The 26261-nt window shown below is 36.6% G+C and carries 29 protein-coding genes; 8 read left to right on the plus strand and 21 right to left on the minus strand.

Translation table 11 applies throughout. The features are described from left to right. Nucleotides 1–9: 9 nt before the first annotated feature. From KDE13_RS01425 to KDE13_RS01515, 19 genes are all read right to left on the minus strand, one after another. Entirely contained in the window at nt 10–885 is an 876-nt protein-coding gene (locus KDE13_RS01425) for a TonB C-terminal domain-containing protein (protein ID WP_212140177.1), read from the minus strand. Nucleotide 886: 1 nt separating this feature from the next. Further along, nucleotides 887–1285, minus strand: coding sequence for a biopolymer transporter ExbD (locus tag KDE13_RS01430; protein ID WP_212140176.1), 399 nt, complete (start codon nt 1283–1285; stop codon nt 887–889). A gap of 5 nt (nt 1286–1290) precedes the next feature. After that, a complete protein-coding gene (locus tag KDE13_RS01435) occupies nt 1291–1869 on the minus strand; it encodes a MotA/TolQ/ExbB proton channel family protein (RefSeq protein WP_212140175.1) in 579 nt (192 codons plus the stop codon). A gap of 1 nt (nt 1870) precedes the next feature. Then, entirely contained in the window at nt 1871–2260 is a 390-nt protein-coding gene (gene atpC / locus KDE13_RS01440) for an ATP synthase F1 subunit epsilon (RefSeq protein ID WP_212140174.1), read from the minus strand. A 17-nt stretch (nt 2261–2277) separates the two neighbouring features. Further along, nucleotides 2278–3675, minus strand: coding sequence for a F0F1 ATP synthase subunit beta (gene atpD / locus KDE13_RS01445; RefSeq protein ID WP_212141716.1), 1398 nt, complete (start codon nt 3673–3675; stop codon nt 2278–2280). Nucleotides 3676–3686: 11 nt separating this feature from the next. Continuing rightward, the gene (atpG, locus tag KDE13_RS01450) at nt 3687–4574 is read right to left on the minus strand and encodes an ATP synthase F1 subunit gamma (RefSeq protein ID WP_212142658.1); all 888 of its coding nucleotides are present in this window, start codon (nt 4572–4574) and stop codon (nt 3687–3689) included. A 9-nt stretch (nt 4575–4583) separates the two neighbouring features. After that, complete coding sequence (atpA, locus tag KDE13_RS01455) at nt 4584–6101, minus strand: F0F1 ATP synthase subunit alpha (protein ID WP_212140171.1); 1518 nt, start codon at nt 6099–6101, stop codon at nt 4584–4586. 13 nt (nt 6102–6114) lie between these two features. Next, nucleotides 6115–6642 carry a F0F1 ATP synthase subunit delta gene (locus tag KDE13_RS01460; RefSeq protein WP_212142659.1) on the minus strand — a complete coding sequence of 176 codons (528 nt, stop codon included), beginning with the start codon at nt 6640–6642 and terminating at the stop codon, nt 6115–6117. Then, entirely contained in the window at nt 6642–7154 is a 513-nt protein-coding gene (locus KDE13_RS01465) for a F0F1 ATP synthase subunit B (protein ID WP_212142660.1), read from the minus strand. Before KDE13_RS01465 ends, KDE13_RS01460 begins: the two co-directional genes overlap by 1 nt. A 9-nt stretch (nt 7155–7163) precedes the next feature. Then, nucleotides 7164–7586, minus strand: coding sequence for a FoF1 ATP synthase subunit B' (locus KDE13_RS01470; RefSeq protein ID WP_212142661.1), 423 nt, complete (start codon nt 7584–7586; stop codon nt 7164–7166). 95 nt (nt 7587–7681) lie between these two features. Beyond that, the gene (locus tag KDE13_RS01475) at nt 7682–8545 is read right to left on the minus strand and encodes a ParB/RepB/Spo0J family partition protein (RefSeq protein ID WP_212140167.1); all 864 of its coding nucleotides are present in this window, start codon (nt 8543–8545) and stop codon (nt 7682–7684) included. Between the two features lie 9 nt (nt 8546–8554). Beyond that, a complete protein-coding gene (locus tag KDE13_RS01480) occupies nt 8555–9337 on the minus strand; it encodes a ParA family protein (protein WP_212140166.1) in 783 nt (260 codons plus the stop codon). Further along, the gene (locus KDE13_RS01485) at nt 9334–9969 is read right to left on the minus strand and encodes a biotin--[acetyl-CoA-carboxylase] ligase (RefSeq protein WP_229203770.1); all 636 of its coding nucleotides are present in this window, start codon (nt 9967–9969) and stop codon (nt 9334–9336) included. The genes KDE13_RS01480 and KDE13_RS01485 overlap by 4 nt, the downstream gene beginning before the upstream one ends. After that, a complete protein-coding gene (gene fmt / locus KDE13_RS01490; RefSeq protein WP_212142662.1) occupies nt 9950–10861 on the minus strand; it encodes a methionyl-tRNA formyltransferase in 912 nt (303 codons plus the stop codon). The genes KDE13_RS01485 and fmt overlap by 20 nt, the downstream gene beginning before the upstream one ends. Beyond that, nucleotides 10858–11913, minus strand: a complete 1056-nt coding sequence (gene obgE / locus KDE13_RS01495) for a GTPase ObgE (protein ID WP_212141711.1) — start codon at nt 11911–11913, stop codon at nt 10858–10860. Before obgE ends, fmt begins: the two co-directional genes overlap by 4 nt. 115 nt (nt 11914–12028) lie before the next feature. Beyond that, nucleotides 12029–12286: a 50S ribosomal protein L27 gene (gene rpmA / locus KDE13_RS01500; RefSeq protein ID WP_034968623.1), complete on the minus strand. Its 258-nt coding sequence runs from the start codon at nt 12284–12286 to the stop codon at nt 12029–12031. Nucleotides 12287–12297: 11 nt separating this feature from the next. Next, nucleotides 12298–12612 (minus strand): 50S ribosomal protein L21, encoded by a 315-nt coding sequence (gene rplU, locus KDE13_RS01505; RefSeq protein ID WP_212140162.1) that lies wholly within the window; start codon nt 12610–12612, stop codon nt 12298–12300. Nucleotides 12613–12787: 175 nt separating this feature from the next. Then, nucleotides 12788–13096: a hypothetical protein gene (locus KDE13_RS01510; RefSeq protein ID WP_212142663.1), complete on the minus strand. Its 309-nt coding sequence runs from the start codon at nt 13094–13096 to the stop codon at nt 12788–12790. A 104-nt stretch (nt 13097–13200) separates the two neighbouring features. After that, entirely contained in the window at nt 13201–14232 is a 1032-nt protein-coding gene (locus KDE13_RS01515) for a cytochrome-c peroxidase (RefSeq protein WP_212141709.1), read from the minus strand. A 184-nt stretch (nt 14233–14416) separates the two neighbouring features. Here KDE13_RS01515 and flhB point away from each other — a divergent pair, with 184 nt between their 5' ends. After that, on the plus strand, nt 14417–15493 hold the full coding sequence (gene flhB, locus KDE13_RS01520; protein ID WP_212142664.1) for a flagellar biosynthesis protein FlhB: 1077 nt from the start codon (nt 14417–14419) through the stop codon (nt 15491–15493). A gap of 36 nt (nt 15494–15529) precedes the next feature. On the opposite strand, the gene KDE13_RS01525 is transcribed toward flhB, so the two are convergent. After that, nucleotides 15530–17209, minus strand: a complete 1680-nt coding sequence (locus KDE13_RS01525) for an anaerobic C4-dicarboxylate transporter (RefSeq protein WP_212140159.1) — start codon at nt 17207–17209, stop codon at nt 15530–15532. Nucleotides 17210–17412: 203 nt separating this feature from the next. Here KDE13_RS01525 and KDE13_RS01530 point away from each other — a divergent pair, with 203 nt between their 5' ends. The 7 genes from KDE13_RS01530 to KDE13_RS01560 all read left to right on the plus strand — a co-directional run bounded on the left by KDE13_RS01530 (nt 17413) and on the right by KDE13_RS01560 (nt 23558). Continuing rightward, nucleotides 17413–18663 carry a lactate racemase domain-containing protein gene (locus KDE13_RS01530; RefSeq protein ID WP_212141707.1) on the plus strand — a complete coding sequence of 417 codons (1251 nt, stop codon included), beginning with the start codon at nt 17413–17415 and terminating at the stop codon, nt 18661–18663. Nucleotide 18664: 1 nt separating this feature from the next. Beyond that, nucleotides 18665–19849 (plus strand): nickel pincer cofactor biosynthesis protein LarC, encoded by a 1185-nt coding sequence (gene larC, locus KDE13_RS01535; protein WP_212142665.1) that lies wholly within the window; start codon nt 18665–18667, stop codon nt 19847–19849. After that, entirely contained in the window at nt 19821–20594 is a 774-nt protein-coding gene (larE, locus tag KDE13_RS01540) for an ATP-dependent sacrificial sulfur transferase LarE (RefSeq protein WP_212140156.1), read from the plus strand. Before larC ends, larE begins: the two co-directional genes overlap by 29 nt. Continuing rightward, a complete protein-coding gene (gene larB / locus KDE13_RS01545) occupies nt 20591–21337 on the plus strand; it encodes a nickel pincer cofactor biosynthesis protein LarB (RefSeq protein WP_212140155.1) in 747 nt (248 codons plus the stop codon). The genes larE and larB overlap by 4 nt, the downstream gene beginning before the upstream one ends. Nucleotides 21338–21362: 25 nt before the next feature. Beyond that, on the plus strand, nt 21363–22265 hold the full coding sequence (ttdA, locus tag KDE13_RS01550) for a L(+)-tartrate dehydratase subunit alpha (protein WP_212140154.1): 903 nt from the start codon (nt 21363–21365) through the stop codon (nt 22263–22265). Beyond that, a complete protein-coding gene (gene ttdB, locus KDE13_RS01555; protein ID WP_212140153.1) occupies nt 22258–22872 on the plus strand; it encodes a L(+)-tartrate dehydratase subunit beta in 615 nt (204 codons plus the stop codon). The genes ttdA and ttdB overlap by 8 nt, the downstream gene beginning before the upstream one ends. A gap of 206 nt (nt 22873–23078) precedes the next feature. Further along, on the plus strand, nt 23079–23558 hold the full coding sequence (locus KDE13_RS01560; protein ID WP_212142666.1) for a hypothetical protein: 480 nt from the start codon (nt 23079–23081) through the stop codon (nt 23556–23558). Nucleotides 23559–23603: 45 nt separating this feature from the next. Here KDE13_RS01560 and polA read toward each other — a convergent pair whose 3' ends face one another. After that, nucleotides 23604–26246 (minus strand): DNA polymerase I, encoded by a 2643-nt coding sequence (polA, locus tag KDE13_RS01565; RefSeq protein WP_212142667.1) that lies wholly within the window; start codon nt 26244–26246, stop codon nt 23604–23606. Nucleotides 26247–26261 lie beyond the last annotated feature (15 nt).

Below are 26261 nucleotides of genomic sequence, written 5' to 3' on the forward strand. Positions count from 1 at the left end.
TCCATTGTTTTATTCTAATTTATCTTCTAAATTTACATTTAAAGATATGTTTTCATTAGCTGAAAATGGAAATTTTTCAGCCGTTAAACGCTCCAAACACTCTTTAACCTTATCATTAAATTCGATATCATACGAAAGCTCTAAAATTTCATAGCTAAAATTTCCACTCATATCTATGATGGCTTTTATCTTAGCTATATTATTTGAATTTGCTCTATAGCTCTGCCACTTTCTTTGAATTTGCTTTTGTATTGCACCCATTAGTGGATTATATGTTCCAGTCATCTGCGACTTTGGTGCTTTTGCGGTACTATCAAGCTTAAGGCTTTTTACTATATCGCTTGCTTGCTTACTACTTTTTGAGCTTGATTCTTCGCTTTTTTTTCGGCTTTGCTCTTTTGGTTGTGTCTTTGTTATACCGCTATCTTTTTTAAGCTTTGATGTATCAATAGCACTAAAAAGGTCCTTGATATTTGGTTGTTCTTCTTTTTTAGGCTCTGGTCTTGGCTGTTCTTTTGCTGGCTCTTTAGTCGGAGGCGGGACTTTGGCTAATTCTGACTGAATTGGGATACTAGGAGTCGGCAACGGTTCATCAGGCACTATTGGCTTATTTGTTGTCTCCTTTTTCTCCTCTTCCTGCTCTTTTGTAGGCTCAGGCTTATTTTCTTTGACTATCTCTTTTTTTTGCTCTAGTGCCTTCACGCTTTCTGCTACTTCGCTTTCAACAACTACAATATCCATAAAAGCATCTTTATCATCAGTATATTTTTTAGCCGGTTCTGTAAAAAATATCAGCTTTAAAAATACTACAGAAATTATTAATAAATATATAGACAAAGCTACAAAAAATGAGCTAATAGTTGGGAATTTAATATTATTTGGCATATTATCCGTTGGTCTCTAAGGCTACTTTGTTAAATCCTGAATTTTTAAGAGTTTTTAGCACAAACATTACGTCATCGTATTTTAAATTTTTATCCGCTTTGATATAAATAGGCATAGTTTTATCGTATTTGACGCTCATTAAAGCTATATTGTCAGGAAATTCAGCCAAACTCATCACGCTTTGCTCTATCCTGACTTTTCTATCGATATTTATATACACTATCAGATCTTTTTGTTTCGCCGTTGATACCTTACTTTTTGAGCCATCAGGCAAAGCAATCTCTTCTTGATATACCAATGTTGGTGTCGTTACCATCAAAATAGCAAGTAGCACAAGCATAATATCAACCAATGGCGTAATATTTAACTCTGGCTTCTCATCAACAAATTTAAACGCCATTAACTCTACTCATCATCTTTTTTAAGTGTCAATATCACATCTGCTTGACGCTCTATGACACTCATCACTTCATATGCCTTACGCTTAATGAGCAAGTTGAAAGTATATGCTGGAATGGCGACAAAAATTCCTGCTCCAGTCGCAACCAATGCTTCCGATATAGCAGGCGCTATAACACCCAAAGATGAATTTGCTCCGCTACCAAGCTGTGAAAATGTCTCAAGTATCGATATAACCGTTCCAAAAAGTCCTATAAATGGCGATGTAGACGCGATAATACTAAGCCAAGTAAGTCCACCAGTGGCATTTTGCTCAGCTACGCTTATGCAGACATTTAGTTTATCTCGCGTTGGCTTAGTAGATGCACATTTACTTAATGATGAGCTATTCGGGATATTTTTAGCACCCATTATCAAGGACTCAAGAGCATTTTGCTCTCGTGCTTTCCATGCATTCATGCCAGCCATACGCGAGAAAAGTATAGTAAAACTAACTATAAAATATATAGAAAGCCAAATCAAAACAACAATAGTTATAAAACTACTTCTTTGAATGTAATTTAAAAAAAGATCTATTCCAGCCACTTTATTTTGCTTTCACCATATTTTCCATCTTTGCGATAGTTGCAGCAAATGCATTTGTATCACTACTCATACTCTCTATCAAACGTTTTGCTTTATCTAAAGAATTTGCTAACTCACTTTCGCTATTTCCAGCTACATACACCGCACCATCGGCTAAAATAACCACCTTGCCTTCATCGATCTTAGCATATCCCCAATTTATAGCAACTATATCGTGATTTTTATCTTTATCTTCTATATCGATAATACCTGCTTTTAGCAAAGAAATTAAAGAGGCGTGATTTGGCAAAACACCAAATTCGCCTTCGCTACCCGGAAGCACTACACTACTCACGTCATTTGAAAAAATTTGACCTTGAGGAGTTACTATTTCTAAATGTAATTTATCCATCACGCTTCCTTTTAAATTTAAGCCTTAAGTTTTTCTGCCTTAGCAAGTGCTTCGTCAATATTTCCGACCATATAAAATGCTGCCTCTGGAAGATGGTCATATTTGCCTTCTAAAATTCCCTTAAATCCAGCTATACTTTCTTCTAGTGTTACATATTTGCCAGGACTACCTGTAAATACCTCTGCAACAAAAAATGGCTGAGACAAGAATCTCTCTATCTTTCTAGCCCTATCAACAGTTACTTTATCCTCTTCGCTAAGCTCATCCATACCAAGGATAGCGATAATATCTTGTAAATCTTTATACTTTTGAAGAACCGCTTGTACGCCACGTGCTACCTTATAATGATCCTCTCCTAAAATTTGTGGATCAAGCATACGCGATGTTGAATCAAGTGGATCAACCGCAGGATAAATTCCCTTCTCTGCAATAGCTCTGTTTAGAACCGTTGTCGCATCAAGATGAGCAAAAACAGTCGCAGGAGCTGGGTCTGTAAGGTCATCAGCTGGAACATAAACAGCCTGAACTGATGTGATAGATCCCTTTTTAGTTGATGTTATACGCTCTTGGAATTTACCCATCTCACTCGCAAGTGTCGGCTGGTAACCAACTGCTGAAGGGATACGCCCAAGAAGTGCTGACATCTCTGAGCCAGACTGAGAGAAACGAAATATATTATCAATAAACATCAAAACATCAAGCCCCATCTCATCACGGAAATACTCAGCCATTGTTAGACCAGTTAGTGCTATACGGTTTCTTGCACCCGGTGGCTCATTCATTTGTCCATAGCATAAGGCAACTTTATCCAATACATTTGACTCTTTCATCTCGTGATAAAGGTCGTTACCCTCACGAGTTCTCTCACCAACACCAGCAAATACAGAGTAGCCACTGTGTTTAAATGCAACATTGTGTATAAGTTCCATAATAATAACTGTCTTACCAACACCAGCACCACCAAATAATCCAACCTTTCCACCTTTTGCATAAGGCGCAAGAAGATCTACGACTTTTATGCCAGTTTCAAAAATTTCACTCTTTGTGCTTTGCTCTTCAAACGGTGGTGGATCTCGGTGAATAGACCATTTTTTATCAAATTCTATACCTTCGCCATCATCTATAAGATCGCCGACAACGTTAAAAATTCTACCTAAAACCTTATCGCCAACAGGTACAGTTATCGGAGTACCAAGTGCAGTGGCTATAAGACCACGAGTAAGACCCTCACTCATATCCATAGCGATAGTTCTAACGCGATTATCCCCCAAATGGGCAGCAACTTCTAAAATCAGCCTATGCTTTCTTCCTTCAACATCGAAAAAAACTTCGATCGCTTCGTTAATTTTCGGCAGGTAACTATCAAAATCCACATCGACAACTGGACCCATTACCTGAGAAATTATACCTTTCATCAATTCTCCTTTTATTTCATTGATTCAACACCACTGATAATCTCTATAAGCTCAGTGGTAATAGATGCCTGTCTTGCTTTATTATAAGCAAGATTTAGATCTTTAACGCGTTCTTTTGCATTATTTGTTGCATTATCCATAGCCTGCATTCTCGCACTATGCTCAGCAGCAAGCGAATCGATCATTGCATAATACATACTATACTCAACGTATTTTTTAAGCAACTCGTCTAAGATTACAGGGTAGTTATCTTCTGGCTCAAATTCCATTAAAGAATTTGTCTCAATGCTAATTATTTTTGTTGGCTCAATAGGAACTATATCATTCACTCTTATCTCTTGAGAGATCATATTTTTATAGCCATTATGCACAAGTATGACTTTGTCGGTTATACCATTGATAAAGTCATCGATTGCGTCTTTTATGATACTTTGTGCCTTTTCATAAGTTGGTGATGAACTAGCTCCTATATAAGTTTTAAGTAACTCAACTCCTTGAAAATTGAAAAACTCAACACCCTTTTTACCAACTGCACGTAAACGCACCTTTACTTTTTTAGCCTTTAGCTCACTTATCATATGTCTAACTGTTTTGATGGTCTGAACATTAAAGCCACCACAAAGCCCTTTATCAGCGGTAACAAAGATAATATCAACCTTTTGTATATCCTCTTTAACGTCAAAAAATTTACTCTCACTTACAACGGATGCGTATTGATTTATCTTATAAGCTATCTCTGATAAAACTTCGTTGATCTTAACTGCATATACACGAGAATAACGTGCTACCTCTTCTGCCTTTCTAAGTTTGGCAGTAGAAACAAGCTTCATTGCACGTGTCGTCTTCTGTGTGTTTTGAACGCTTTTGATCTTTCGTTTTATATCTTTTAAATTTGACATATTTTAGCCTTATGCAACCGAAAAAGTCGCTTTAAAGTCTTTTAATGCCTTATGCAAAAGCTCTTCTATCTCTTTATCTAAAACTTTTTTGTTTCTAATCTGCTCAAAAATTTCAGGATATCTAGCCTCTATATATGGATAAAGCTCAGCTTCAAATTTAGTAACACTTGAAGTAGCCAGATCATCAAGATAGCCTTTTGAACCTGCAAATATAATAACAACTTGATTCTCAACTGGCAATGGAGAGTATGGTGGCTGTTTTAATACTTCAACCATCTTTTGACCACGCTCTAGCTGTTTTCTTGAGCTCTCATCAAGATCACTTGCAAATTGAGCAAACGCTTGAAGCTCACGGTATTGTGCTAAATCAAGTCTTAAATTTCCTGAAACTTGTTTAGTTGCTTTTATCTGAGCTGCACCACCAACACGAGACACCGAAAGACCAACATTTATCGCTGGGCGGATACCTGAGTTAAATAAATCTGACTCAAGGAAAATTTGACCATCTGTAATAGAGATAACGTTTGTTGGAATATACGCAGAAACGTCTCCAGCTTGAGTCTCAATGATAGGTAAAGCTGTAAGCGAACCAGCACCAAGTGCGTCATTTAACTTGCTTGCACGTTCAAGAAGTCTTGAGTGTAAGTAGAAAACATCGCCTGGATACGCCTCACGACCCGGTGGGCGGCGTAAGATAAGCGACATCTCACGATATGCAACGGCATGTTTTGAAAGATCATCATATATGATGAGTGCGTGGCGTGAATTATCACGAAAATACTCACCCATAGTTACACCAGCATAAGGTGCTAGGTATTGAAGTGCCGCAGCATCAGATGCACCAGCATTTACAACAATGGTATAATCCATCGCACCATACTCTTCTAGCTTTTTAACGACTTGTGCGACTGTTGATTGCTTTTGTCCGATAGCAACATAGATACAAACGACATCTTGACCTTTTTGATTAATAATAGTATCTATAGCGACAGTTGTTTTGCCGGTTTGGCGGTCACCGATGATAAGCTCACGCTGTCCGCGACCAATTGGCACAAGTGCGTCAATCGCCTTAATACCTGTTTGAAGTGGCTCGTGGACTGATTTTCGAGCCATAATGCCCTTTGCCTTCTCTTCAACGAAGCGAGTTTCACTAGCTTCAATCGGTCCTTTCGCATCTATTGGTTCACCGAGTGAATTTACGACACGTCCGATAAGTGCATCGCCAACTGGCACACGCAAAAGTTTTTTAAGTCTTTTAACAGAACTTCCTTCTGTTATACCACTTGTTTTGCCAAGAATAACGATGCCAACGCTACTCTCTTCAAGGTTAAGAGCCATACCTTTCTCTCCGCCTTCAAACTCAACCATCTCACCAGCCATAATGTTCTTCAGCCCATAAACGTTTGCAACGCCGTCAGCAACTGATATGACTTTGCCAGTCTCTTCAATATCAACGCTTAGATCAAAATTTTCGATTCGCTCTTTGATTATTGCACTAATCTCGTCAGCTTTAATTTTCGCACTCACGCTTTTACTCCTTTTAAATTGCTTTTAATATATATTCGCTAATCTGTGTTTTTAGTCTATCCATAGAGAAATTTACCTCTACACCAAGCTCATCAAGCTCAATTTTTACGCCATTATAGCCATTTACCTCACCATCAAGTCTAACTTTTGCATCAAAACGATTTGAAAATTTATCCTCCAAAACGCTTAATTGCTCTTTATCTAAAGCGACGCTTGCATAAACGCTACCACTATAAATATTTTGCTTTAGCGACTGCGTCATCTTTATCTCACTAAGTATCGTAGGCACTAGTTCTAGTCTTTTGTTTGCTCCCAAAAGTTTGATAAAATTTTTAAACTCAGAGCTTGGGTTGTTTACTAAAGATAAGATAAATTCAATCTTTTGGGCAGTTTTTAGGGTTGGCAAATTTATAATATTTCTAAATTTATCAATACTAAAAGCAACTGCTGTCTCACTTAAATTTGCTATAAATAAGTTTAGATCAAGGTTTGTATCATTAAAAATTGCTTTTACATACTTTTTTGAAACGATTTCATTCATTAGCTAACCTTTTTAAGCATTATGTTTATAAGCTCTTTTTGATCAAATTTTAAGCCATCATTTGCGAAAATATCATTTAACATATCGCTAACAACACCTTTTGTCATCTTTCGCTCTTCAAACTCTTTTTGTTCTTTAAGACCTTTTTCTAAATTTGCTATCTCTAGTTCCATCTCTTTTTTGATCTTTGTAGCTAAATTTGTAGCCTCAACACGAGCCGTCTCAATCAAAAAATTCGCACTGACCTTCGCCTCTTCAACACGCCTTAAAACATCATCTTTTTTTGCCTTTGAAGCACGAAGCTTCTCTTGGATACTTTCAAGTTTATTTGCAATGCCATCTATCCTATTTTGATACATCTGCTTTAATGGCTTTGCAACAAAGTATGCTAATATGCTAAAAAATAGCAAGAAGTTAAGCGTTCTCTCAACTATATCGTAGTTCGTGCCACTATAATCACTAGCAAGAGCAAATATAGGTAAAACTAATAAAAATAAAATTTTAAACCTCACTCTATCTCCTTAAATTTTGGATAGTTTTGCACTTAGTGCAGACTTAAACTCAGGCATTTTTAATACTAAATCAGCCTTAAGCTGCTCTTTTTGTAAATTAAGTGAACTTAAAAATTCATTATACTCACTCTCAAGCATAGATTTTTTTGCTGCAATCTCTTTAGCTGCAATCTCTTTTGCTGAATTTAGTGCATCTTGCCTTATCTTATTTGCCTCCGCCCTAGCATTCAAGATAATATTTTCTATCTCTTTTTCATACATACTTAAATCACTTGCATTTTTGCTAGTGATCTCCTCATCACTCTTTATAGAGGCATTTCTGTCATCTATAAATTTAAGCATAGGCTTATAAAGTAGAGGATTTAAGATAGCAATAAGAGCCAAGAAAACGACAGTAGTCAAGATTACTAAAGGTAAATCTATCTCTAACATCAACTCTCCTTATTTATATTAAGTTTCATTTAAAAAATAAAAATTAGTCCGTATTTTACAACACTTTAGTAAAAAATAAGATTAAATTTAAAAACTTATTTGAGTATCTTTATAAATTTATCTATATTTTCAGCACTCTCAAACTCTAAAATCAACTTTTTTGATTTGATTTTTGATTTGATTTTTAATCCATCAAGCACATCTTTTAATCTGTTTAATCCATCACTATACTCTTTAGCAATAGCTGTAACTCGCTTTTTTTCTATTGTATTATTTTTTAATTTTTGAACTAGATTTTCAGTATCTCTAACGCTTAGTTTTTGCCCTAAAATAGTATCAACCACCATCTTTTCATCATCTACACTTAACCCAACAATGACCTTAGCATGACCTTGTGTTAGTCTATCTTCACGCAGTAGTTGCTGTGTTTGTTCGCTTAACAAAAGTAGACGCATTGTATTTGTTATCTGAGTTCTACTTTTATGTATGATGCTTGATAAACCATCTTGAGTTATTTTATATTCATTTATAAGCTCTTTGTAAGAATTTGCGAGTTCAATAGGATTTAAATTTTCACGTTGTATATTTTCAATAAGGGCTATCTCACGTAAATTTTGTGAACTCATATCCGCTACTATAGCCTTTATATGGCTCTGCCCCAACATCTTTGTCGCTCGGTATCTTCTCTCACCGGCAATTAGCATATATCCGTCATCTTTTTTTATAACTATTATAGGCTGGATAAGTCCATGACGTTTTATACTCTCACTAAGCTCTTTTAACGCCTCCTTATCAAAGTACTGACGTGGTTGATATGGGTTTGGCAATATATCAGCGATGGCTATCTCTTCAACCATATCAGAGTTTTTATCCAAACTAGCAAATTCTTTTTTATAAGCATTTTCAACATCTTCAAATATCGCACTAAGTCCACGACCTAAACTATTCTTCTTTGCCATCTTCGCTCCTTAGTTTAATATAGAATACGCTAAATTTTGATACGCTATTGAGCCAGGTGATTTTATATCATACAAGATCACTGGCTTACCAAAGCTAGGACTTTCAGCAAGTTTAACATTGCGTGGTATGACGACAAGCTCATCGTCGCTATCTTTACTAACAAATAGCTTTGACTTAAAGTGCTGCTTTAAATTTGCTATCGTCTCTTTTGAGAGATTGTTTTGTGAACTAAACATAGTCGGTAAAAAGCCCTTTATGCTAAGCTTTGGATTGATCGTTTTTTTGATGATTTTAACAGTATTTAAAATCAGTGCCAACCCTTCTAATGCGTAAAATTCGCACTGTATAGGTATGATGACACTATCGCTTGCACTTAAAGCGTTTATTGTTATGCTACCAAGTGCGGGAGGGCTATCAATGATAATAAAATCATAATCATCAATAACCTCAGCTATCTTGTTTCTAAGTATTAGTTTGTAATCCTTGTTTTGATCGTTAAATTCCTGCTCTATACCTACAAGTCCAATGTTTGATGGAGCTAAAAAAAGCGTTGGAATTTCAGTTTTTAGTACAATTTGTGATAGCTTCTTACGATCAGTTAGCACGTGATAAATATTAAATTCATAATCGCTTCTGTTAAAGCCCATTCCAGTTGTTGCATTCGCTTGTGGATCAATGTCTATTAACAAAACTTTCTTCTCAGCAACCGCCAAAGACGCCGCTAAATTTACAGCTGTCGTGGTCTTGCCTACTCCGCCTTTTTGATTGGCTATGGTTATTACTTCACTCATCTTAATGAATACACCTTTTTGTTATCTATTAAAATCGCTCCATCATCACAAAGCTGTGCGTCCGATAGATTCACGCTTTGAGGGCCAATATGGGTGATATGATTTTTTGAACGCTCAAATTCTACCTGAAATTTGCTAAAAATATGCTTCCACGAATTTTTTTTTGATAGCTCATTCACAAAATCCGTAGCTACGCACTCTGGTGATACTTTAATATCTAAAATCCCCGCATTTTTAGGAGCTACGACTAAATTTAACCCTATACTACCTATATAAATTTGCCCTATTTTAGTGCTGATTGTTCCGCCTATTTTACGCTCGTTTAGGTAAAAGTCATTAGGCCATTTTACCCAAAGTTTTGAGCCAAATTCATGTAATAAATTTCTCATTAACATTGAAAAATAAATTGAAATAGACGCATCTGGAATATCATCAGCCATCTCATCTTTTGCCAAGCAAAATGATAAAAATAGGTTACCTTCTAAACCCTGCCATTTATTACCACGACTACCAACTCCAGCATTTTGGCGTTTGGCACATATCGCAAATGGTGGCTTTATCTCACCGCTTTTTACTCCATCACAAAGATAAAGATGTGTTGAAGGGCAGTCATCAATAAATAAAATCTCCAATTCTAAGCCTCTTTCCATTTATATAATCAACCGCAGCAACTGCCTTTTTGCTCGGTTCTTGAACGTAAAAAATTTTTATCGCACCGCTTTTACAACCAACGACAAAACTATCTTTATAAATTTCAAAAATCTCTCCACTCTTAACGTTGCCATTAGTATCTACTAATTCAAGCTTTAAAATTTTAAGTCCACTTTGCGTAAAGATGCCAGGCCAAGGCATATAAGCTCTAAATTTATTATAAATCTGCTCCGCATTTTCTTCAAAGTTTATAAGTCCATCGCTCTTTTGTATCTTTTTACAATGTGTTGCCAAGCTCTCCTCTTGCTTTATAGGGATTAGGTTTTTAAAATTTTTAAGTGTCTTTACTATTAACTCTCCACCGATTTTACCGAGAGCATTAAAAAGCTCATCAGCCATTAAATTTTGACAATCAATATAAGCAAAATCAAGCATATCACCAGTATCAAGCCCCTCATCCATAAGCATCGCAGTTACTCCGCTTTGCTTTTCACCGTTTAACAAGGCTGATTGTATCGGACTAGCACCTCGGTATTTTGGCAGGATTGAGGCATGTAGGTTTATGCAAGGAGAAATATCTAAAACCACTTTTGGTAAAATTTTACCATAAGCTGCAACTACGATAAAATCAGGCTTTAATGCTACCAACTCACTCACTACACTCTCATCTCTTAACGTCTTTGGCTCATAAATTTTTACATTTTTTAGGTGCGTTTGGGCGTAAATTTTAACTTCGCTTGGTGTTAATGCTTGCTTTCTTCCTATAGGCTTATCAGGCTGAGTAAAAACACCCACTACATTTACATTACTATTTACTAAAGCATCTAAAATATCCACTGCATACTGTGGCGTCCCCATAAAGACTACATTCATTTTAGCCTATCTTTTTGCATTAATTCAAGCAAGTTAAATTTAAGTTCATTTATATTCTCATTTGTAGCAGAACTTATAGGCATTATAAAGTATGGCTTTGTGTTATCAAACTCATAAATATCTTGCTTAAAGCCTAGCTTCTCGCTATTAATGCCAAGCTCACGTAAAAACTCAGCTATCTTTTTTTCTAAATTATCAACCGCATCCATACGAGTGAGAGCTATAGCGTAATCCCTTTTTGCAAGTTTAGGCGAGAATTTATTAATCTCACTCTTTAGTGTATCAAACTGCTCTTTTAGCTCACGATAGTTTGCCAAATCAAGCATATAAAGCAAAATTTTTGTCCGCTCAATATGCTTTAAAAACTTAAGTCCAAGCCCTCTACCATCACTTGCACCCTCTATGATACCAGGGATGTCTGCCATCACGAAGCCATTATACTCATCAACTTCAACAAGCCCAAGCTTTGGTGTAAGCGTAGTAAATTCGTAGTTTGCAATCTGTGGCTTTGCATTTGAGATAGTTGAGATAAGCGTTGACTTACCAACATTTGGAAAACCAACAAGTCCCACATCTGCGATAAGTTTTAGTTCAAGACGGACATCACATGTCTGCTCAGGAGTACCTTTTTGTGCATATTCTGGAGCTTGGTTAGTTGAGCTTTTAAAATGCACATTGCCAAGTCCGCCTTTGCCACCTTTTAAAAACATTGCACGATCACCTTCGTTTACCATATCAAGTAGTAACTCACCGCTATTTGCATCATATACAGCCGTGCCTGGCGGGACAATAAGCTCCAAGTTTTCACCTTTTTTACCAGTCATACGCCGACCCTGTCCAGCTTCACCATCTTTAGCACTCATTGCACGTTTACCTTTATAATTTGCAAGTGTATGCGTGTTGTTATCAACTATGAAATACACATCACCGCCATCACCGCCATCACCGCCATCAGGGCCACCTAAAATCACGTGCTTCTCTCGGCGAAAACTTACAGCACCAGCACCGCCATGCCCAGAACTTAAAGTTAATCTTACGCTATCTATAAACATATTTTGCCTTGTAATTTTTAAAAGATTATAACAATTGTTTTATTAAATTTACGATACAAATCGAATTTATATTTAATTAAATAAATTTAGAGAGTTTGGGGCAAAGCCCCAAGTATTAAGCAGCAGGATATACAGAGACTTTTTTTCTGTTTTTGTCTTTTCTTTCAAATTTAACGTAACCGTCAATAAGTGCAAAGATAGTGTGGTCTTTACCTAGACCTACGTTACTTCCTGCATGTGTTGCAGTGCCTCTTTGGCGGATGATGATATTTCCAGCTCTTACAAACTCTCCACCAAATTTCTTGACACCAAGTCGGCGTCCTATAGAATCTCGGTTATTCTGGGTTGAGCCCTGACCTTTTTTGTGTGCCATATCTTATCTCCTTAAGCTACGATACTTACGATTTTAACGCGTGTGAATTGTCTTCTAAAACCACGTTTGAGTTTTGAGTCTTTGCGTCTGCGTTTTTTATAGATTACGACTTTTTTGTCTTTACCTAGATTAACGACCTCTAAGACAACTTTTGCACCCTCAACAAATGGTGCACCTACCTTTACTTCACCATCATTCACAGCTAAAACCTCTGTGATCTCTAGCTTTGATTTTGGCTCAGCTTCAAAGCGATCAAGCTTAAGATATTCACCCTCGCTGACACGATACTGCTTTCCGCCATGCTTAAATATAGCGTATTTTGACATACTCTACCTTTCTTAAAATTGGTAAGTTACCAAAAAGCACTCTGTTTACACAAAGATTTAAGGAGCTTTATTGGTTCTAAGGTGTGGATTGTATCTAAAAATTTATAAATTTTTGCTAAATTTAAGCTAATTTATACTTTATAAGACTATGTTCTACGTAAAATCCATCAGAAATTTATTCTACTTTAAGCACTGTATTTTTCGTAAATCGCACAATATCATCAGAGTGATAAATTTTATTATTTTTATCTTTTATAGCCATAAAATACACTTGTCTGTGTATATGTAACATCTGTCGTAATCCACTCGCCAAAGAATTTAAGACTTGTCGTTTTTGTCCTTTTTTACACACTTTCAAGCTCATAAAGCCTTTATATTTATCATAACCCTTGAAATTTAGCATAAATATTATCTCATTTACATTGTATTGTGTTTCGTCCGCACTCATCTCATCTATCATAAAAATGATAAAATTTTCAGACATATTCATAAGTTACTATAAAATATTTTCTATAATATTAATTTATTTTTCTCAAAATATAAATTATATTTGATATTTAAAGGCGAAGCAAGTCCGCCTTTAAATTTTTAATAATCAAGCTCTGGTTTTGAAGTAGTATAAGTTGAAGCAGGAAACATCGGATACTCTACTTTTGGCATTTTACCCGTTAAAGCATTTAAAAACGTTACGATTGAGTTTGCCTCTTTATCACTTATCTCAATGCCAAGCTGGACACTCCCCATAGTCTGAACCGCCTCTTTAAGCGACCAGATAGTTCCGTTGTGAAAATACGGTGCAGTAAGCTCAATATTACGTAAAGTAGGTGCTTTAACCATACCATTTGCATCACCTTTAAAGTCACCAACATCAGCAAATTTATACTTAGCCGCCACTTCAAACGGCTGAAGTGTGCCACCTAAATTCACGCCATTATGGCATGTTACACAGCCCTTGTCAATAAAAGTTTTTAGTCCTTTTTTCTCAGTTTCGCTTAAGGCATTTGCATCACCCTCAAGGAATTTATCAAATCTTGACGGAGTTACAAGCGTCCTTTCAAATATCCCAATAGCAGTCGTTACAAGTTCAAATTTTATCTCACTATTAAATACTGACTTAAACTCAGCAACGTAAGCCGGTATAGACTTTAATCTATCTACGACAAGTTCGGGAGTAGCTGCCATCTCAACATCTGCTGTCATCGGACCTGCTGCTTGAGCGGCTAAGTGTGCTGCACGTCCATCCCAAAACTGAACTGCATTAAACACAGAGTTATAAACGGTCGGAGCATTGACGTGGTGAGGATTTGGTGCCCATTTGTGTCCCGTTGAAGCTGGAACTCCATCGACTCCGCCAAGACCTAAGTTATGACAGGTATTGCAACTAATTATACCTGATTTTGATAAGCGTGGATCAAAATATAGCCTCTTGCCTAATTCATAAGCAGCCATAGTTGTTGGATACTCTTTTGAGTCAGGTGATGCATCGTTTATCATCTTTGTAAGAGCTACTGGGTCGCTAGGGAGTGCCACCATACCGCTATCAAGTGCATCCTTGATAAGATTATCACCAAAAAGTGAACTCACTAAAACACAGCTTAATAAGCTAAACTTAGTCTTCATAATTACTCCTTAAATTTAAGATCGAGTTACAATTATATTACATTTCAAATTAAATAATAATAAATTTTATTAATTTTAATATTTTATTTTTAGATATTTTTAAGTAAAAAAGACTAAATATATCTTATATAAATTTTAAAAAATATTAGCTATAATCAGACAAAAATTTAGGCTAAAAGAGTATATGGCAGCAGACGATCAAGAAAAGACAGAAGAACCCACCTCCAAAAAGATAGATGACGCCAAAAAAGACGGCAACGTTCCCAAAAGTCAAGATATAAGTGGCTTTGCTGCACTATTTGTTGGAATTTTAGTACTTATAGCTATGATTGGGGTTATAAGAGATCAAGTTATTACACTTTATATGTATTATCAAAAATTTATAGGTATTGAAATCACTTCAAAGGTCGTGCATCAGATAGTCATAATGACACTTTTTCGATCACTTTTAGTAGTGCTACCTATCTGTATATGTGTCGCTATTGCTGGCGTGATTGCAAATGTTATGCAGTTTGGGCTGATATTTACCACAAAACCAATAACTCCTGATATAAATAAAATCAATCCGATTAATGGGCTTAAAAATTTATTCTCAATGAAAAAAGCGATAGAGAGCGTGAAAATCACCGCAAAAGTCAGTATCGTCTTTGGCGTAGGATTTTACTTTTTCTTGCAATTTCTTAAAGAGCTGCCATATACGCTCTTTTTATCTATGTTTGATCAACTTGAGTGGCTAAAAAAGAAAATGCTTATTTTAGTCGGTGTTATGCTTATTATCTTACTTGTAATAGGTCTTATAGATCTTATGATTGTTCGTTTTCAGTATTTTAAAGGACTTAGGATGAGTAAGCAAGAGATAAAGGATGAATATAAACAGATGGAAGGAGACCCGCAGGTTAAAGGGCGAATTCGTCGTATGCAAATGCAAGCCGCAAAGCGTAGAATGATGCAAAATATCCCACAAGCTGATGTTATCATAACAAACCCAACTCACTACGCTGTTGCGATCCGATATGATAAAACTCGCGAAGAAGCCCCGGTAGTTTTAGCCAAAGGGGTTGATCATATGGCACTACAAATTCGCAAAATAGCCACTGAAAACGGTGTGCAGATAGTTGAAGATCCTCCACTTGCTCGTGAGCTATACAAGCTTTGTGAGATAGATCAAAGCATCCCTGTAAATTTATTCCGTGCGGTGGCAGAAGTTCTAAGCTTTGTTTACATGGGAGATCAAAATAAATTTAAAGATAAATTAAAGTAAATTTTATAAGCCCCATTGTAGGGGCTTATAAGCTTATTAATTAACAAATCCGTAAAGACTAGCTAATATCCATCCTACTAAGCAAGATGAGAATACTCCGATAAAGCCAGGTATTATAAAGCTGTGGTTTATAACGTATTTACCTATACTTGTTGTGCCTGAGCGATCAAACTGGATAGCTGCAAGGTCACTTGGGTAAGTTGGTAAGATAAAATAGCCATAACATGCTGTCGCAAACGCTATGATTATGCCAGGATCAACGCCTATTTGCACTGCAAGTGGCACAAATGTCGCTGCTGCTGCTGCTTGAGAGTTAAGAAATTTAGATATAAGCATACCAACAATGATATAAGTCCATGGGTATGCCACCATAACAGCACCGAGTGAACTTTTAAGCATCTCAATGTGTGAGTGAAACATCGTATCAGCCATCCATGAAATTCCATATATCGCAACAAGAGCAACCATACCACTGTGGAAAATCTCATTTTCGGCGATTTTAGATGACTTAACGCCTGTGTATATCATCATAATAGACGCTGCTAAAAGCATAAAAATTTGAATAGTTAAAACCATATTAAGTGGTTGAGAGCTTGATTGCTTGTTTGTGATATTTATATATGCGTTAGGAAATGTTAAATATTCACCTTTTGCATTTGTGTATGAAACCATGCCATTTTCTGAGCGAACTACCTTTTCAACCTCACCTTTTTTGTTTGTTATCTCAACATCTTGTGCCTTTTGGTTTGAGCCTATTTTGTTCTTTGAGACACTTAGTTGAGATGAGTTTGTGCTGATACTTCCATCTTTTACGACTATCTGTTTTAAAACCTTTTGTTCAGTTGGCAAATCGCCGATTATTTGAACAATGGCTGCATCTTTTGAAGTACTCCAACTTGGGCGAAGCTCTTTAAAATATCCTAAAATCGCAACCACAACAATAGCTGCTAAAAAGATCCACATCGCATTCCACTGAACTTTTGGTAATTTAACACCTATAAATGACTTGATATCATCAGAACCATAGATATATTTTTTCTGTGCTGGATCTGCTAGTTTAGCCTGAAACTCAGGATCTTTATCAAGGTCTTTGCCTCTAAAAATGGAGTATGTGCCGATAGCTAAAACACCTATAAACGTAGAAGGTATTGTTACTTTTAGCAAATCAAGATAGCTTGAAAATCCATCAACAACCGTTCCAGTGCCTAGCAAGACCGCAACCATAGATACACCCGCAACTGAAACAGGGCTTGCTATGATAGCAAGTTGTGATGATACCGTAGTTGCTGCTAGTGGTCGCTCTGGGCGTATGCCACTTTTCATAGAGACATCGTATATGATAGGTAAAAGCGTATAAACTGTATGTCCAGTTCCGCATAAAACAGTCAGTGTCCAACCGCAAATGGGTGCTAAATAACAGACAAATTTAGGATTTTTTCTAAGTGCCTTCTCTGCCATTTGTAACATAACATCAAGTCCACCAGTAGCTTGCAGTGTCGCACTCGCAACAACAACCGCCAAAATAGTTAATATAACATCAACCGCTGGTTTGCCAGGCTTCATATCAAATAAGAATACAAGGATAATAAGCCCTATACCTCCTAAAATACCAAGTGCCATACCACCCTTTTTTGCTCCGTAGAACAAACAGCCAAGCACGACAATCAACTGAAGTGTAAATTGTGTGCTTTCACTTAAACTTGTTAGAAACTCCATAGTTTCACTCCCTTTCCTAAAAATTAACGTTAAAAAATTATTTAAATTATAATTACATTAAAATTAAAATATAATTAAAAAATTCAAATTTTTAAATTATATTTATTATAAATTTAAAAATCAAATCAACGAAAATTTATAATTTAAAATGCTAAAAATAAAATTTTAGGTATAATTCCTAAAAATATTTTCAAGGAGTAAAAATGCAAATAGGCATAGCTTATGGTAAAGATGAAGTCTTAAATATCAATATAGATGAGAAAAATTTATTAGGCATTTTTGACCCAAACAAAGTTAAGAAGCAAGACGAGACAGAACTTATCAAAAATGCCCTTGCAAACCCACTAAATCAAGCTCAATTTGATAAATTTATAGATACAGATGAAAAAATAGTTATAATAGTAAATGACGGAACTCGCCCAACACCAACATCAAAGGTCTTAGCTCAAATTTATCCAAAACTACGCAACAAAGACAAAACTTTCATCATAGCAAACGGTTGCCATCGTGACCCAACAGAGGATGAATATCATATGATATTTTCGCGTGAAATTTATGAAGAGATCGCACCAAATGGCGAGATACATAGCCACGACTCTAAAAATGATGAGATGACATACCTTGGAGAAAGTAAAAACGGAACTCCGATGTATCTAAATAAAATAGTCGCCGAAGCTAAAAAAGTCATTGTAATAGGCTCAGTTGAGCCACACTATTTTGCAGGTTACACAGGTGGGCGAAAGGCATTTTTACCAGGCACTGCAAAGTATGAGACGATAGAGCAAAATCACAAACTAGCCCTTAGTCCTGACGCACAAGCACTTCGTCTTGATGGTAACCCGGTACATGAAGATATGATAGATGCTATGAAAGTTTTAGCCGATATTGATGTATTTGCTATTATGACCGTGCTTGATAGCGAGCATAGTGTGTATTACGCCAGCACCGGGCATTTACAAGATTCATTTTATGACTGTATTAAAAAAGCTGATGAGGTCTTTTGTGTAAATATCCCTAAAAAAGCTGATATTGTCATCTCGGTCGCACCATATCCTATGGATGTAGATCTTTATCAGGCACAAAAAGCTCTTGATAACGGTAAACTAGCCCTTGCAAAAGATGGTGTTTTGATAATGGTTGCAAAGTGTCGTACTGGAATTGGTCCAAAGCCATTTTTTAACCTTATGGCATCGGCTGACACGCCACAAAAGGTGTTAGAAAAGATTAAAGATGAATTTCATCTAGGCTATCACAAAGCTGCAAAGATGGCTGAGATTTCACTCTGGGCAAAGACTTGGGCGGTAACTGACTTAAGTGATGATGAGATGAAAGCGGTGCATTTAAAACCGTATCACGACCTACAAATCGCACTAGATGACGCACTCGCAGATCGCGGTGCAGACGCGTCTATCATAATCTTGCCGTTTGGCTCTATGACTGTGCCAAAGGTGTAAGTTGAGTAAATTTTTATATTATGACCTAAGTTGTGGTATCAGTGGCGATATGCACTTAGCCGCTCTTGTGGGACTTGGAGTGGATTTTAAATATTTAAAAAGCGAGCTTAGCAAGCTTGGGCTTGATGATGAGTTTGTTTTAGAGAAAAAAGATATCTTAAAACGTGGCATAAGTAGTATTAAAATAGATGTTTTACTTACTAAAAAAACGGCTTATTATAGAAATTTTAAAGATATTAAACGCATCATCTTAAACTCAAACTTAAGCGAGTTTTGCAAAGATAGGTCAATTAAAATTTTTGAGCGTATCGCAGTAGCTGAAGCAAAAGCTCACGATACAAGTGTTGAAAAGGTGCATTTTCACGAAGTCGGTGCGGTCGATAGCATAGTTGATATAGTTGGAGCTTGTATCTGTCTTGAGTATCTTGGTGTAACACAGATTATTAGCTCGAAGATAGAGCTTGGTGGCGGTGCAGTGCGGTGTGCTCATGGAGTTTTAAGTGTACCTGCCCCTGCCGTGTGTGAAATTTTAAAAGACGTGCCAGTTAGCATAGGTAGAGCAAATTTTGAGCTTACCACGCCAACTGGAGCCGCAATAGTGCGTGAGTTTACCAAAGAGTTTAGTAAAAGCTTAAGCTTTAATATAAAGGCCGTTGGTTATGGAGCTGGAAATAAAGAGGCTGAGTTTGCAAATATCCTTCGTATAATGCTTTGTGAAAGCGAGACAACAAAGAATTTAAAACAAAAACTAATACAAACCAACATCGATGATATGGACGCAGAAAGCTTTGCCTTTGCTTGTGAGACACTGCTGCAAAACGGAGCATTAGATGTGTTTAGCCACTCAGTTTTTATGAAAAAGGGTCGCATAGGTTTTGAACTAAACGTCATCTGTAAAGAGAGCGACGCCGAACAAATAAAATCGCTAATCTTTAAACATACAACATCAATCGGAGTGCGTGAAATAGAGATTTTAAAGACCGAGCTAAAACGTGAGTTTGTCAAAATTTCATCTAAATTTGGTGATATAAATTTAAAAGTATCAAATATAAATGATAGTGAATTTAAGGCAAAGCCTGAATTTAATGAGTGCAAAAGTGCCGCCATAAAGCACAATATAACACTAAATGAAGTAAAAAAAGAGATACTTAAAAACTATGACAAAGCTACAAAATTTAAAAAATGAGATAAAAAAACTTGACAATATCGCAGTTGCATTTTCTGGTGGTGTGGATAGCTCACTACTCTTAAAAGTCGCTCACGACGTGCTTAAAGACAAGAGTATAGCTATAACGATAAGATCACCCTATATGTCAGAGCGTGAGATAAATGAAACCGTGGAGTTTACCAAAATGTATGGTATACAGCACGAAATAATGCAAGTAGGCATCATAGATGAGATAACAACAAATCCAGAAAATCGTTGCTACATCTGTAAAATGGCGGTTTTTACAAAGCTTATCGAAAAAGCGAATAAGCTTGGCTTTACAAACATCGCCGATGGCACAAACAAAGACGACTTAGACGAATACCGCCCCGGACTAAAAGCAAAGAATGAACTAGGCGTCATCTCTCCGCTTATAAATTTAAGCAAAAATGAGATCAGAGATCTGTCACGAAGGCTTAAACTAAATACATATAACAAGCCTAGTTATGCCTGCTTGCTTACACGTTTGCCACATAATTATAAATTTAATAAAAACGAGTTAAGCCTAATAGAAAAGATAGAAAATTTTCTAATTACAAATAGCTATAAAAACATACGTGCTAGATTTGACGGTAAGTATGTAAAATTGCAAATGGGCGTAGCTGATATGGCAAGATTTATTACAGATATTAAATTTAAAGATATGATAAAGGCGATAAACTCAATGGGTAAATTTGAACTAGTGCTTGATCTAAAGGGGCTTAGAGAGGATGTGTTAAAGTGAGAGAGAGTGAGATAATAAAACTAATAGAAAGCATAAAAAGTGGTAAAATCTCAAACGAAATGGTCATAAAATATCTTAAAAACTATCCACTTGAGGATATTGGCTGTGCTAAGATAGATAAACAAAGAGAGCTTAGAAACGGCGTTGGCGAAGTGATCTATGGGGCTGGTAAAAGCACGGACGAGATAATATCCATAGCTACTCACATATCCACAAACTGTCAAAATATACTCATCACTAGAACAAATACAAAAACTTACGAAGCCTTAAAGCAAAAATTTAAAAACGCCAAATTTAATGAAAGAGCTGGTGTGATAAGCGTGATCTTTAAAGAGATAGAGCCAACAAAAAGCCATATCGCCATCGTATCAGCCGGAACCTCTGATGCGGTAGTGGTTGAAGAGGCATATGAGACAGCAAAATTTCTTGGTAATAGCGTGAAAAAGATAAATGATGTTGGTGTGGCTGGCATCCATAGATTATTTTCGCACCTTGATGAGATACAATCTGCAAAAGTCATCATCGCTGTGGCTGGTATGGAGGGGGCTTTACCTAGTGTTATCGCAGGTCTTGTAAAGGCCCCAGTCATTGCTGTGCCTACTAGCGTTGGCTATGGTACAAGCTTTGGTGGCATCTCGGCACTTTTAAGTATGCTAAATAGCTGTGCCAATGGTATAACAGTTGTAAATATAGATAACGGATACGGTGCGGCATATAACGCAAGTATCATCAATCATCTGTGAATAATTTAAATTTAAAGGAAATATTATGCAAGATAGCACATTGTGTAAAAAAATGACTGAAGTAATGGCTAAATTTGTAGGCTACAGTGGCAAAGTTTTACCTGATGATATAATAGCAAAGCTAGAGGAGCTAAGCAAGAGCGAGACTGCTCCACTAGCTAAAACCATCTATGAAACCATGTTTAAAAATCAAAAACTAGCCAAAGAGCTAGATCGCCCATCTTGTCAAGATACTGGAATGATACAATTTTTCATAAAATGTGGGGCAAATTTCCCACTAATCTCAGAGCTAGAGATGCTTTTAAGAGAAGCGGTAGTGATAGCAACCAAAGAAGCACCACTACGACATAATAGTGTTGAGACATTTGATGAGTATAACACCGGCAAAAATGTAGGCAAGGATTCGCCATCTATATTTTGGCAGATAGAGCCAAATAGTGATAAGTGTGAGATACATACATATATGGCAGGCGGTGGATGCTCTTTACCTGGTAGTGCAACCGTACTTATGCCCGGTATGGGCTATGAAGGTGTGGTTAAATTTGTTATGGATATAATGACAAGCTACGGCATAAACGCCTGTCCGCCATTGCTCGTGGGTATAGGTATAGGCACATCTATAGATGTCGCATCGCTGCTATCTAAAAAGGCTCTTTTTAGACCTCTAGGCACACACAATCCAAATGAACGTGCCGCAATGACTGAAAAGTTGCTAGAAGATGGGATAAACTCTATAGGTCTTGGACCACAAGGCATGGGTGGAGCAAATTCTGTAATGGGAGTGCATATAGAAAACAGTGCACGTCATCCATCTGTCATCGCCGTAGCGGTAAATATCGGCTGCTGGTCGCATAGAAAGGGTCATATCGTATGGGATAAAAACCTAAACTATCAAGTAAAATCACACAAGGAATTTAAATATGAGTAAGAAAATTTTAACAACTCCGATAAAAGCAGAGGACTTAAAAGATATAAAAATAGGCGACGTCATCTACTTAACAGGCAATATCGTAACGTGCCGTGATGTAGCTCATAGACGCGTTGTAGATGAAGGCAGAGAGCTACCGCTAGATATAAACGGCGGAGCTATACTACACGCTGGGCCTATCATCCGCAAAAATGACGATAAACAGAGCTATGAGATCGTCTCAGTTGGGCCAACGACTAGTATGAGAATGGAAAAATTTGAGTATGACTTCATAGCAAAAACCGGAGTACGACTCATAGTTGGTAAGGGTGGAATGAAAGAAAATACGATGAAAGGATGCAAGGAATTTGGTGCTTTACACTGCGTATTTCCAGCTGGATGTGCCGTAATAGCCGCTACACAGGTCACTCAAATAGTGGGTGCTGAGTGGATGGAGCTTGGTATGCCTGAGACTCTGTGGAACTGCAAAGTAGAAGAATTTGGTCCGCTTATAGTCTCAATAGACGCTAATGGCAACAATCTCTTTGAAACAAATAAAATAGAATTTAACAAAAGAAAAGACGCTGCTACAAGTGAGATAATCAAACAAGTTGGATTTATCAAATAAACCTACATAAGTCCCTATTTTAGGGGCTATTCTATATAATACTTTATAAATTTAAACCTAGATTTTATTTATTTTATTAGTAATTATTGCTAAATATCTCTAAATTTAAGATTTTTAAACTTAAAGCTTAAATTTTAATATTTTTTAAGCTAAATTTTAGGGGGGGGGGGGGTAAAATAACTCCAAAACTACCAAAAGGAGGATTAATGATAAAATTTAAGTTGTTTTTAGTTGGTGCTTTAGCACTTGTTTTAAGTGGTTGTGCGTCTATAGTCAATGGCGGATCAGAGAAATATACCATACACTCAGATCCGAGTGCGGCTAAGATAGTCGTTATAGACAAAGCAGACGATACAAAAATTTATGAAGGCATAACTCCACTAAGTGTAACACTGGAGAAACAGCAAAGATACTTCAAAGGTAAAACCTACAACGTATCTGTGATGAAAGATGGCTACGCACCAGTTAGTTTTAACATAAGACCAACCTTGAGTGGATGGTATATAGGTAACATCATATTTGGCGGACTTATCGGTATACTAATAGTCGATCCGCTAACTGGCGGTATGTGGAATCTAGCCCCAGAAAAGGCTGACAATATAACCACTCAAAAAGAGAGCATAACTATAAAACTGCTAAGCGACACGACGGCTAACGAGAGAGCCAACATGACACAAATCAAATAATATAAAATATGCTAGACTTAAGCTTAAGTCTAGCTTTTACCTATTTTACTTCAACTCTCCCCAATTTTTAGCGATGTTTAAAGATGTTTTAAGTGGCACGTTTAGTTTATAAATTTCTTGCATTATAGCTTGTGCTTTAACCCCAAACTCCGCTGCAAACTCATCTTTTACTTCAAATATCAGCTCATCGTGGATTTGCAGTAGCATTTTTGCATTTTCGCTTATTAGCTCACGGCTGATTTTTACCATAGCTAGTTTTATTATATCGGCTGCTGAGCCTTGAAACACTGCATTTACCGCCTCTCGCTCATACATTGCCACTTGCATAGGCGTAGCATTTGTAAAGTTAAACAAGCATTTTCGCCCAAGCAAGGTTCTTACAAATCCATCATTTTTAGCCGCTGTTTTAATGCTTTCTAAAAAGCCCTTTATAGTTGGGAAAGCTTTAAAATATCTCTCTATATAAGCCTTTGCATCTGTCCTTGAGATGCCGACTTGATTAGCAAGTTTACTTGAACCCATACCATACATTAGACCAAAATTTATGCTCTTTGCTACCGCTCTATTGTGAGTGTTGCTCTCACCAAATATAGATATAGCCGTCCTTGCGTGTATGTCCTCATCATTCGCAAATGCTTCAAGCAACGCTTCATCACGACTAAAATGTGCCATAAGCCTAAGCTCAATTTGACTATAATCAAGCCCAACAAGGCTAAAACCATCTTTTGCCTCAAATGTCTCACGTACATCGTAAGCAAGACTGCCACGTGCTGGGATATTTTGCAGATTTGGATTATTACTAGAAAGTCGCCCTGTGCTTGTGCCTGTTTGTGTAAAATTTGTATAAATTCGGCTGTTTGCATCTTTTTTTGCAAAATTTAAAAGTGGCTCACAGTAGGTGCTTTGTAGCTTATAAAGCTCACGATAAGATAGAATTTTCTCAATAACAGGATGAGCGTCTGTAAGCTCACTAAGCACATTCATATCAGTGCTATAGCCTGTTTTTGTCTTCTTTTTGATAGGTAATTTTAAGTGTTCAAATAGCACTTCACCAAGCTGTTTTACAGAATTTATATTAAAACTCTCACCACTTAATTCGTAAATTTCAGCCGTTAATGCCTTAATCTTTGCATCATTTTGCACTAATAAATTTTGCATTTTAGCTTGATTTAGCTTTATGCCCTCGCTCTCCATATCAAAAAGAGTCAAAATAAAAGGAAATTCGTGCGAATTTGCAAGGCTAATAAGATCAGGTTCAAGCAAACTTAAAAGGCTATTATAAAATTTAAGCGTTATCCAAGCATCCTCACTTGCGTATTTTGCAGCATTTTCCACACTCACACTAGCAAAGGTCTCGCCACGCTTTACTACATCTTCAAATTTTATCGTATCATAATCATAAAGTCGCTTTGCAAGGGCATCCATACCGACACTTAAGCTTGGATCAAGTAGCCACGCAAGTATCATAGTATCTTTAAAATTTTTAGGCGGATTTAGTCTTAAATTTCGCTTTATAACTTTAAAATCATACTTGAGATTTTGCCCTATAACACAGCCTTTATAAATTTGTCCTACAGCCCAAGTGGCGAATTTTAAGCTTATTTGAGATGGCACACCAAGATAGCTATGAGCGATTGGCACATAATAACTATCTTCACCATTAAAACAAAAACTAAAGCCCACCAGCTCAGCACTCTGTGTGTCTATACTGGTAGTTTCTGTATCAAACGCTACGATAGTTTCATCAGTGATATCTCTTAATAATCGCTCTATCTCGCTCTCATTAGTGAGCAAATGTGCGTTAAAACCGAGCTTTGTTTCACTGACATTTTCACTATTTTGCAGATTTTTTAGTATGCGATTAAGGTTATATTCACGCAGAATTTCCGTGATATTTAGTAGTGGATTTTGCGTTGGAAAGGTTGCTTTTTCTAAATTTAAAACGCCTTGCACGTCATCAAAAAGTGAAGTTAGACGTTTGCTTAAAAAGGCATTCTCTTTATCGGTGGCCAACATCTCGCGAGTGCGGTCGTTGCGAACTAAACTTAAGTTTTCATAAATTCCCTCTAAGCTACCAAACTCATCAAGAAGCTTTTTTGCACCCTTTGCACCGATGCCTTTTACTCCTGGTATATTGTCTGAACTATCACCAGCAAGTGCTAGAAAATCACGAATTTGCGATGGTTTAACGCCATATTTTTCTAAACAACTTTCACTATTATGCTCTATCTTGCTTTGTGGACTATAAATGCTAACTTTGCCATCATCTATGAGCTGATAAAGGTCTTTATCGTGCGTTACAACTCGCACAAAAATGCCCTGCTCTTTGCAAATTTTAACAACACTTGCGATGATATCATCGGCTTCATATCCCTCACGCGAGACGGCACTTAGCCCCATTTTTTCTATCATATCTATGCATATCGGAAGTTGTTCTTTTAGTGCTGCAGGTGGCTCTGAGCGGTTTGCTTTATATTCGCCTAAAATCTCATGACGCAACGTCTTACCTTTGCTATCGAGTGCAAAAATAATATAATCGCTACTAAACTCGTCCTTTAAACTAGCGATGAAATTTGCAAAACCACTTATCATACCACTTGGCTTACCTTCGGAGTTTTTTAAATTTGGTAGTGCGTAAAATAATCTAAAAAAGAAGCCGAAAGTATCGATTATAGTTAATGTTTTCATTAGTTTATCCTTTGA

Source organism: Campylobacter anatolicus (assembly GCF_018145655.1).
Taxonomy (GTDB): domain Bacteria; phylum Campylobacterota; class Campylobacteria; order Campylobacterales; family Campylobacteraceae; genus Campylobacter_A; species Campylobacter_A anatolicus.

Coding starts and splice junctions, on each gene's coding strand:
- KDE13_RS01425 (WP_212140177.1), bottom strand. CDS start 885: ATGCCAAATAATATTAAATTCCCAACTATTAGCTCATTTTTTGTAGCT.
- KDE13_RS01430 (WP_212140176.1), bottom strand. CDS start 1,285: ATGGCGTTTAAATTTGTTGATGAGAAGCCAGAGTTAAATATTACGCCA.
- atpC (WP_212140174.1), bottom strand. CDS start 2,260: ATGGATAAATTACATTTAGAAATAGTAACTCCTCAAGGTCAAATTTTT.
- atpD (WP_212141716.1), bottom strand. CDS start 3,675: ATGAAAGGTATAATTTCTCAGGTAATGGGTCCAGTTGTCGATGTGGAT.
- atpG (WP_212142658.1), bottom strand. CDS start 4,574: ATGTCAAATTTAAAAGATATAAAACGAAAGATCAAAAGCGTTCAAAAC.
- KDE13_RS01460 (WP_212142659.1), bottom strand. CDS start 6,642: ATGAATGAAATCGTTTCAAAAAAGTATGTAAAAGCAATTTTTAATGAT.
- KDE13_RS01470 (WP_212142661.1), bottom strand. CDS start 7,586: ATGTTAGAGATAGATTTACCTTTAGTAATCTTGACTACTGTCGTTTTC.
- KDE13_RS01475 (WP_212140167.1), bottom strand. CDS start 8,545: ATGGCAAAGAAGAATAGTTTAGGTCGTGGACTTAGTGCGATATTTGAA.
- KDE13_RS01480 (WP_212140166.1), bottom strand. CDS start 9,337: ATGAGTGAAGTAATAACCATAGCCAATCAAAAAGGCGGAGTAGGCAAG.
- fmt (WP_212142662.1), bottom strand. CDS start 10,861: ATGAATGTAGTCTTTATGGGGACGCCACAGTATGCAGTGGATATTTTA.
- obgE (WP_212141711.1), bottom strand. CDS start 11,913: ATGTTTATAGATAGCGTAAGATTAACTTTAAGTTCTGGGCATGGCGGT.
- rpmA (WP_034968623.1), bottom strand. CDS start 12,286: ATGGCACACAAAAAAGGTCAGGGCTCAACCCAGAATAACCGAGATTCT.
- rplU (WP_212140162.1), bottom strand. CDS start 12,612: ATGTCAAAATACGCTATATTTAAGCATGGCGGAAAGCAGTATCGTGTC.
- KDE13_RS01510 (WP_212142663.1), bottom strand. CDS start 13,096: ATGTCTGAAAATTTTATCATTTTTATGATAGATGAGATGAGTGCGGAC.
- KDE13_RS01515 (WP_212141709.1), bottom strand. CDS start 14,232: ATGAAGACTAAGTTTAGCTTATTAAGCTGTGTTTTAGTGAGTTCACTT.
- flhB (WP_212142664.1), top strand. CDS start 14,417: ATGGCAGCAGACGATCAAGAAAAGACAGAAGAACCCACCTCCAAAAAG.
- KDE13_RS01525 (WP_212140159.1), bottom strand. CDS start 17,209: ATGGAGTTTCTAACAAGTTTAAGTGAAAGCACACAATTTACACTTCAG.
- KDE13_RS01530 (WP_212141707.1), top strand. CDS start 17,413: ATGCAAATAGGCATAGCTTATGGTAAAGATGAAGTCTTAAATATCAAT.
- larE (WP_212140156.1), top strand. CDS start 19,821: ATGACAAAGCTACAAAATTTAAAAAATGAGATAAAAAAACTTGACAAT.
- ttdA (WP_212140154.1), top strand. CDS start 21,363: ATGCAAGATAGCACATTGTGTAAAAAAATGACTGAAGTAATGGCTAAA.
- ttdB (WP_212140153.1), top strand. CDS start 22,258: ATGAGTAAGAAAATTTTAACAACTCCGATAAAAGCAGAGGACTTAAAA.
- KDE13_RS01560 (WP_212142666.1), top strand. CDS start 23,079: ATGATAAAATTTAAGTTGTTTTTAGTTGGTGCTTTAGCACTTGTTTTA.
- polA (WP_212142667.1), bottom strand. CDS start 26,246: ATGAAAACATTAACTATAATCGATACTTTCGGCTTCTTTTTTAGATTA.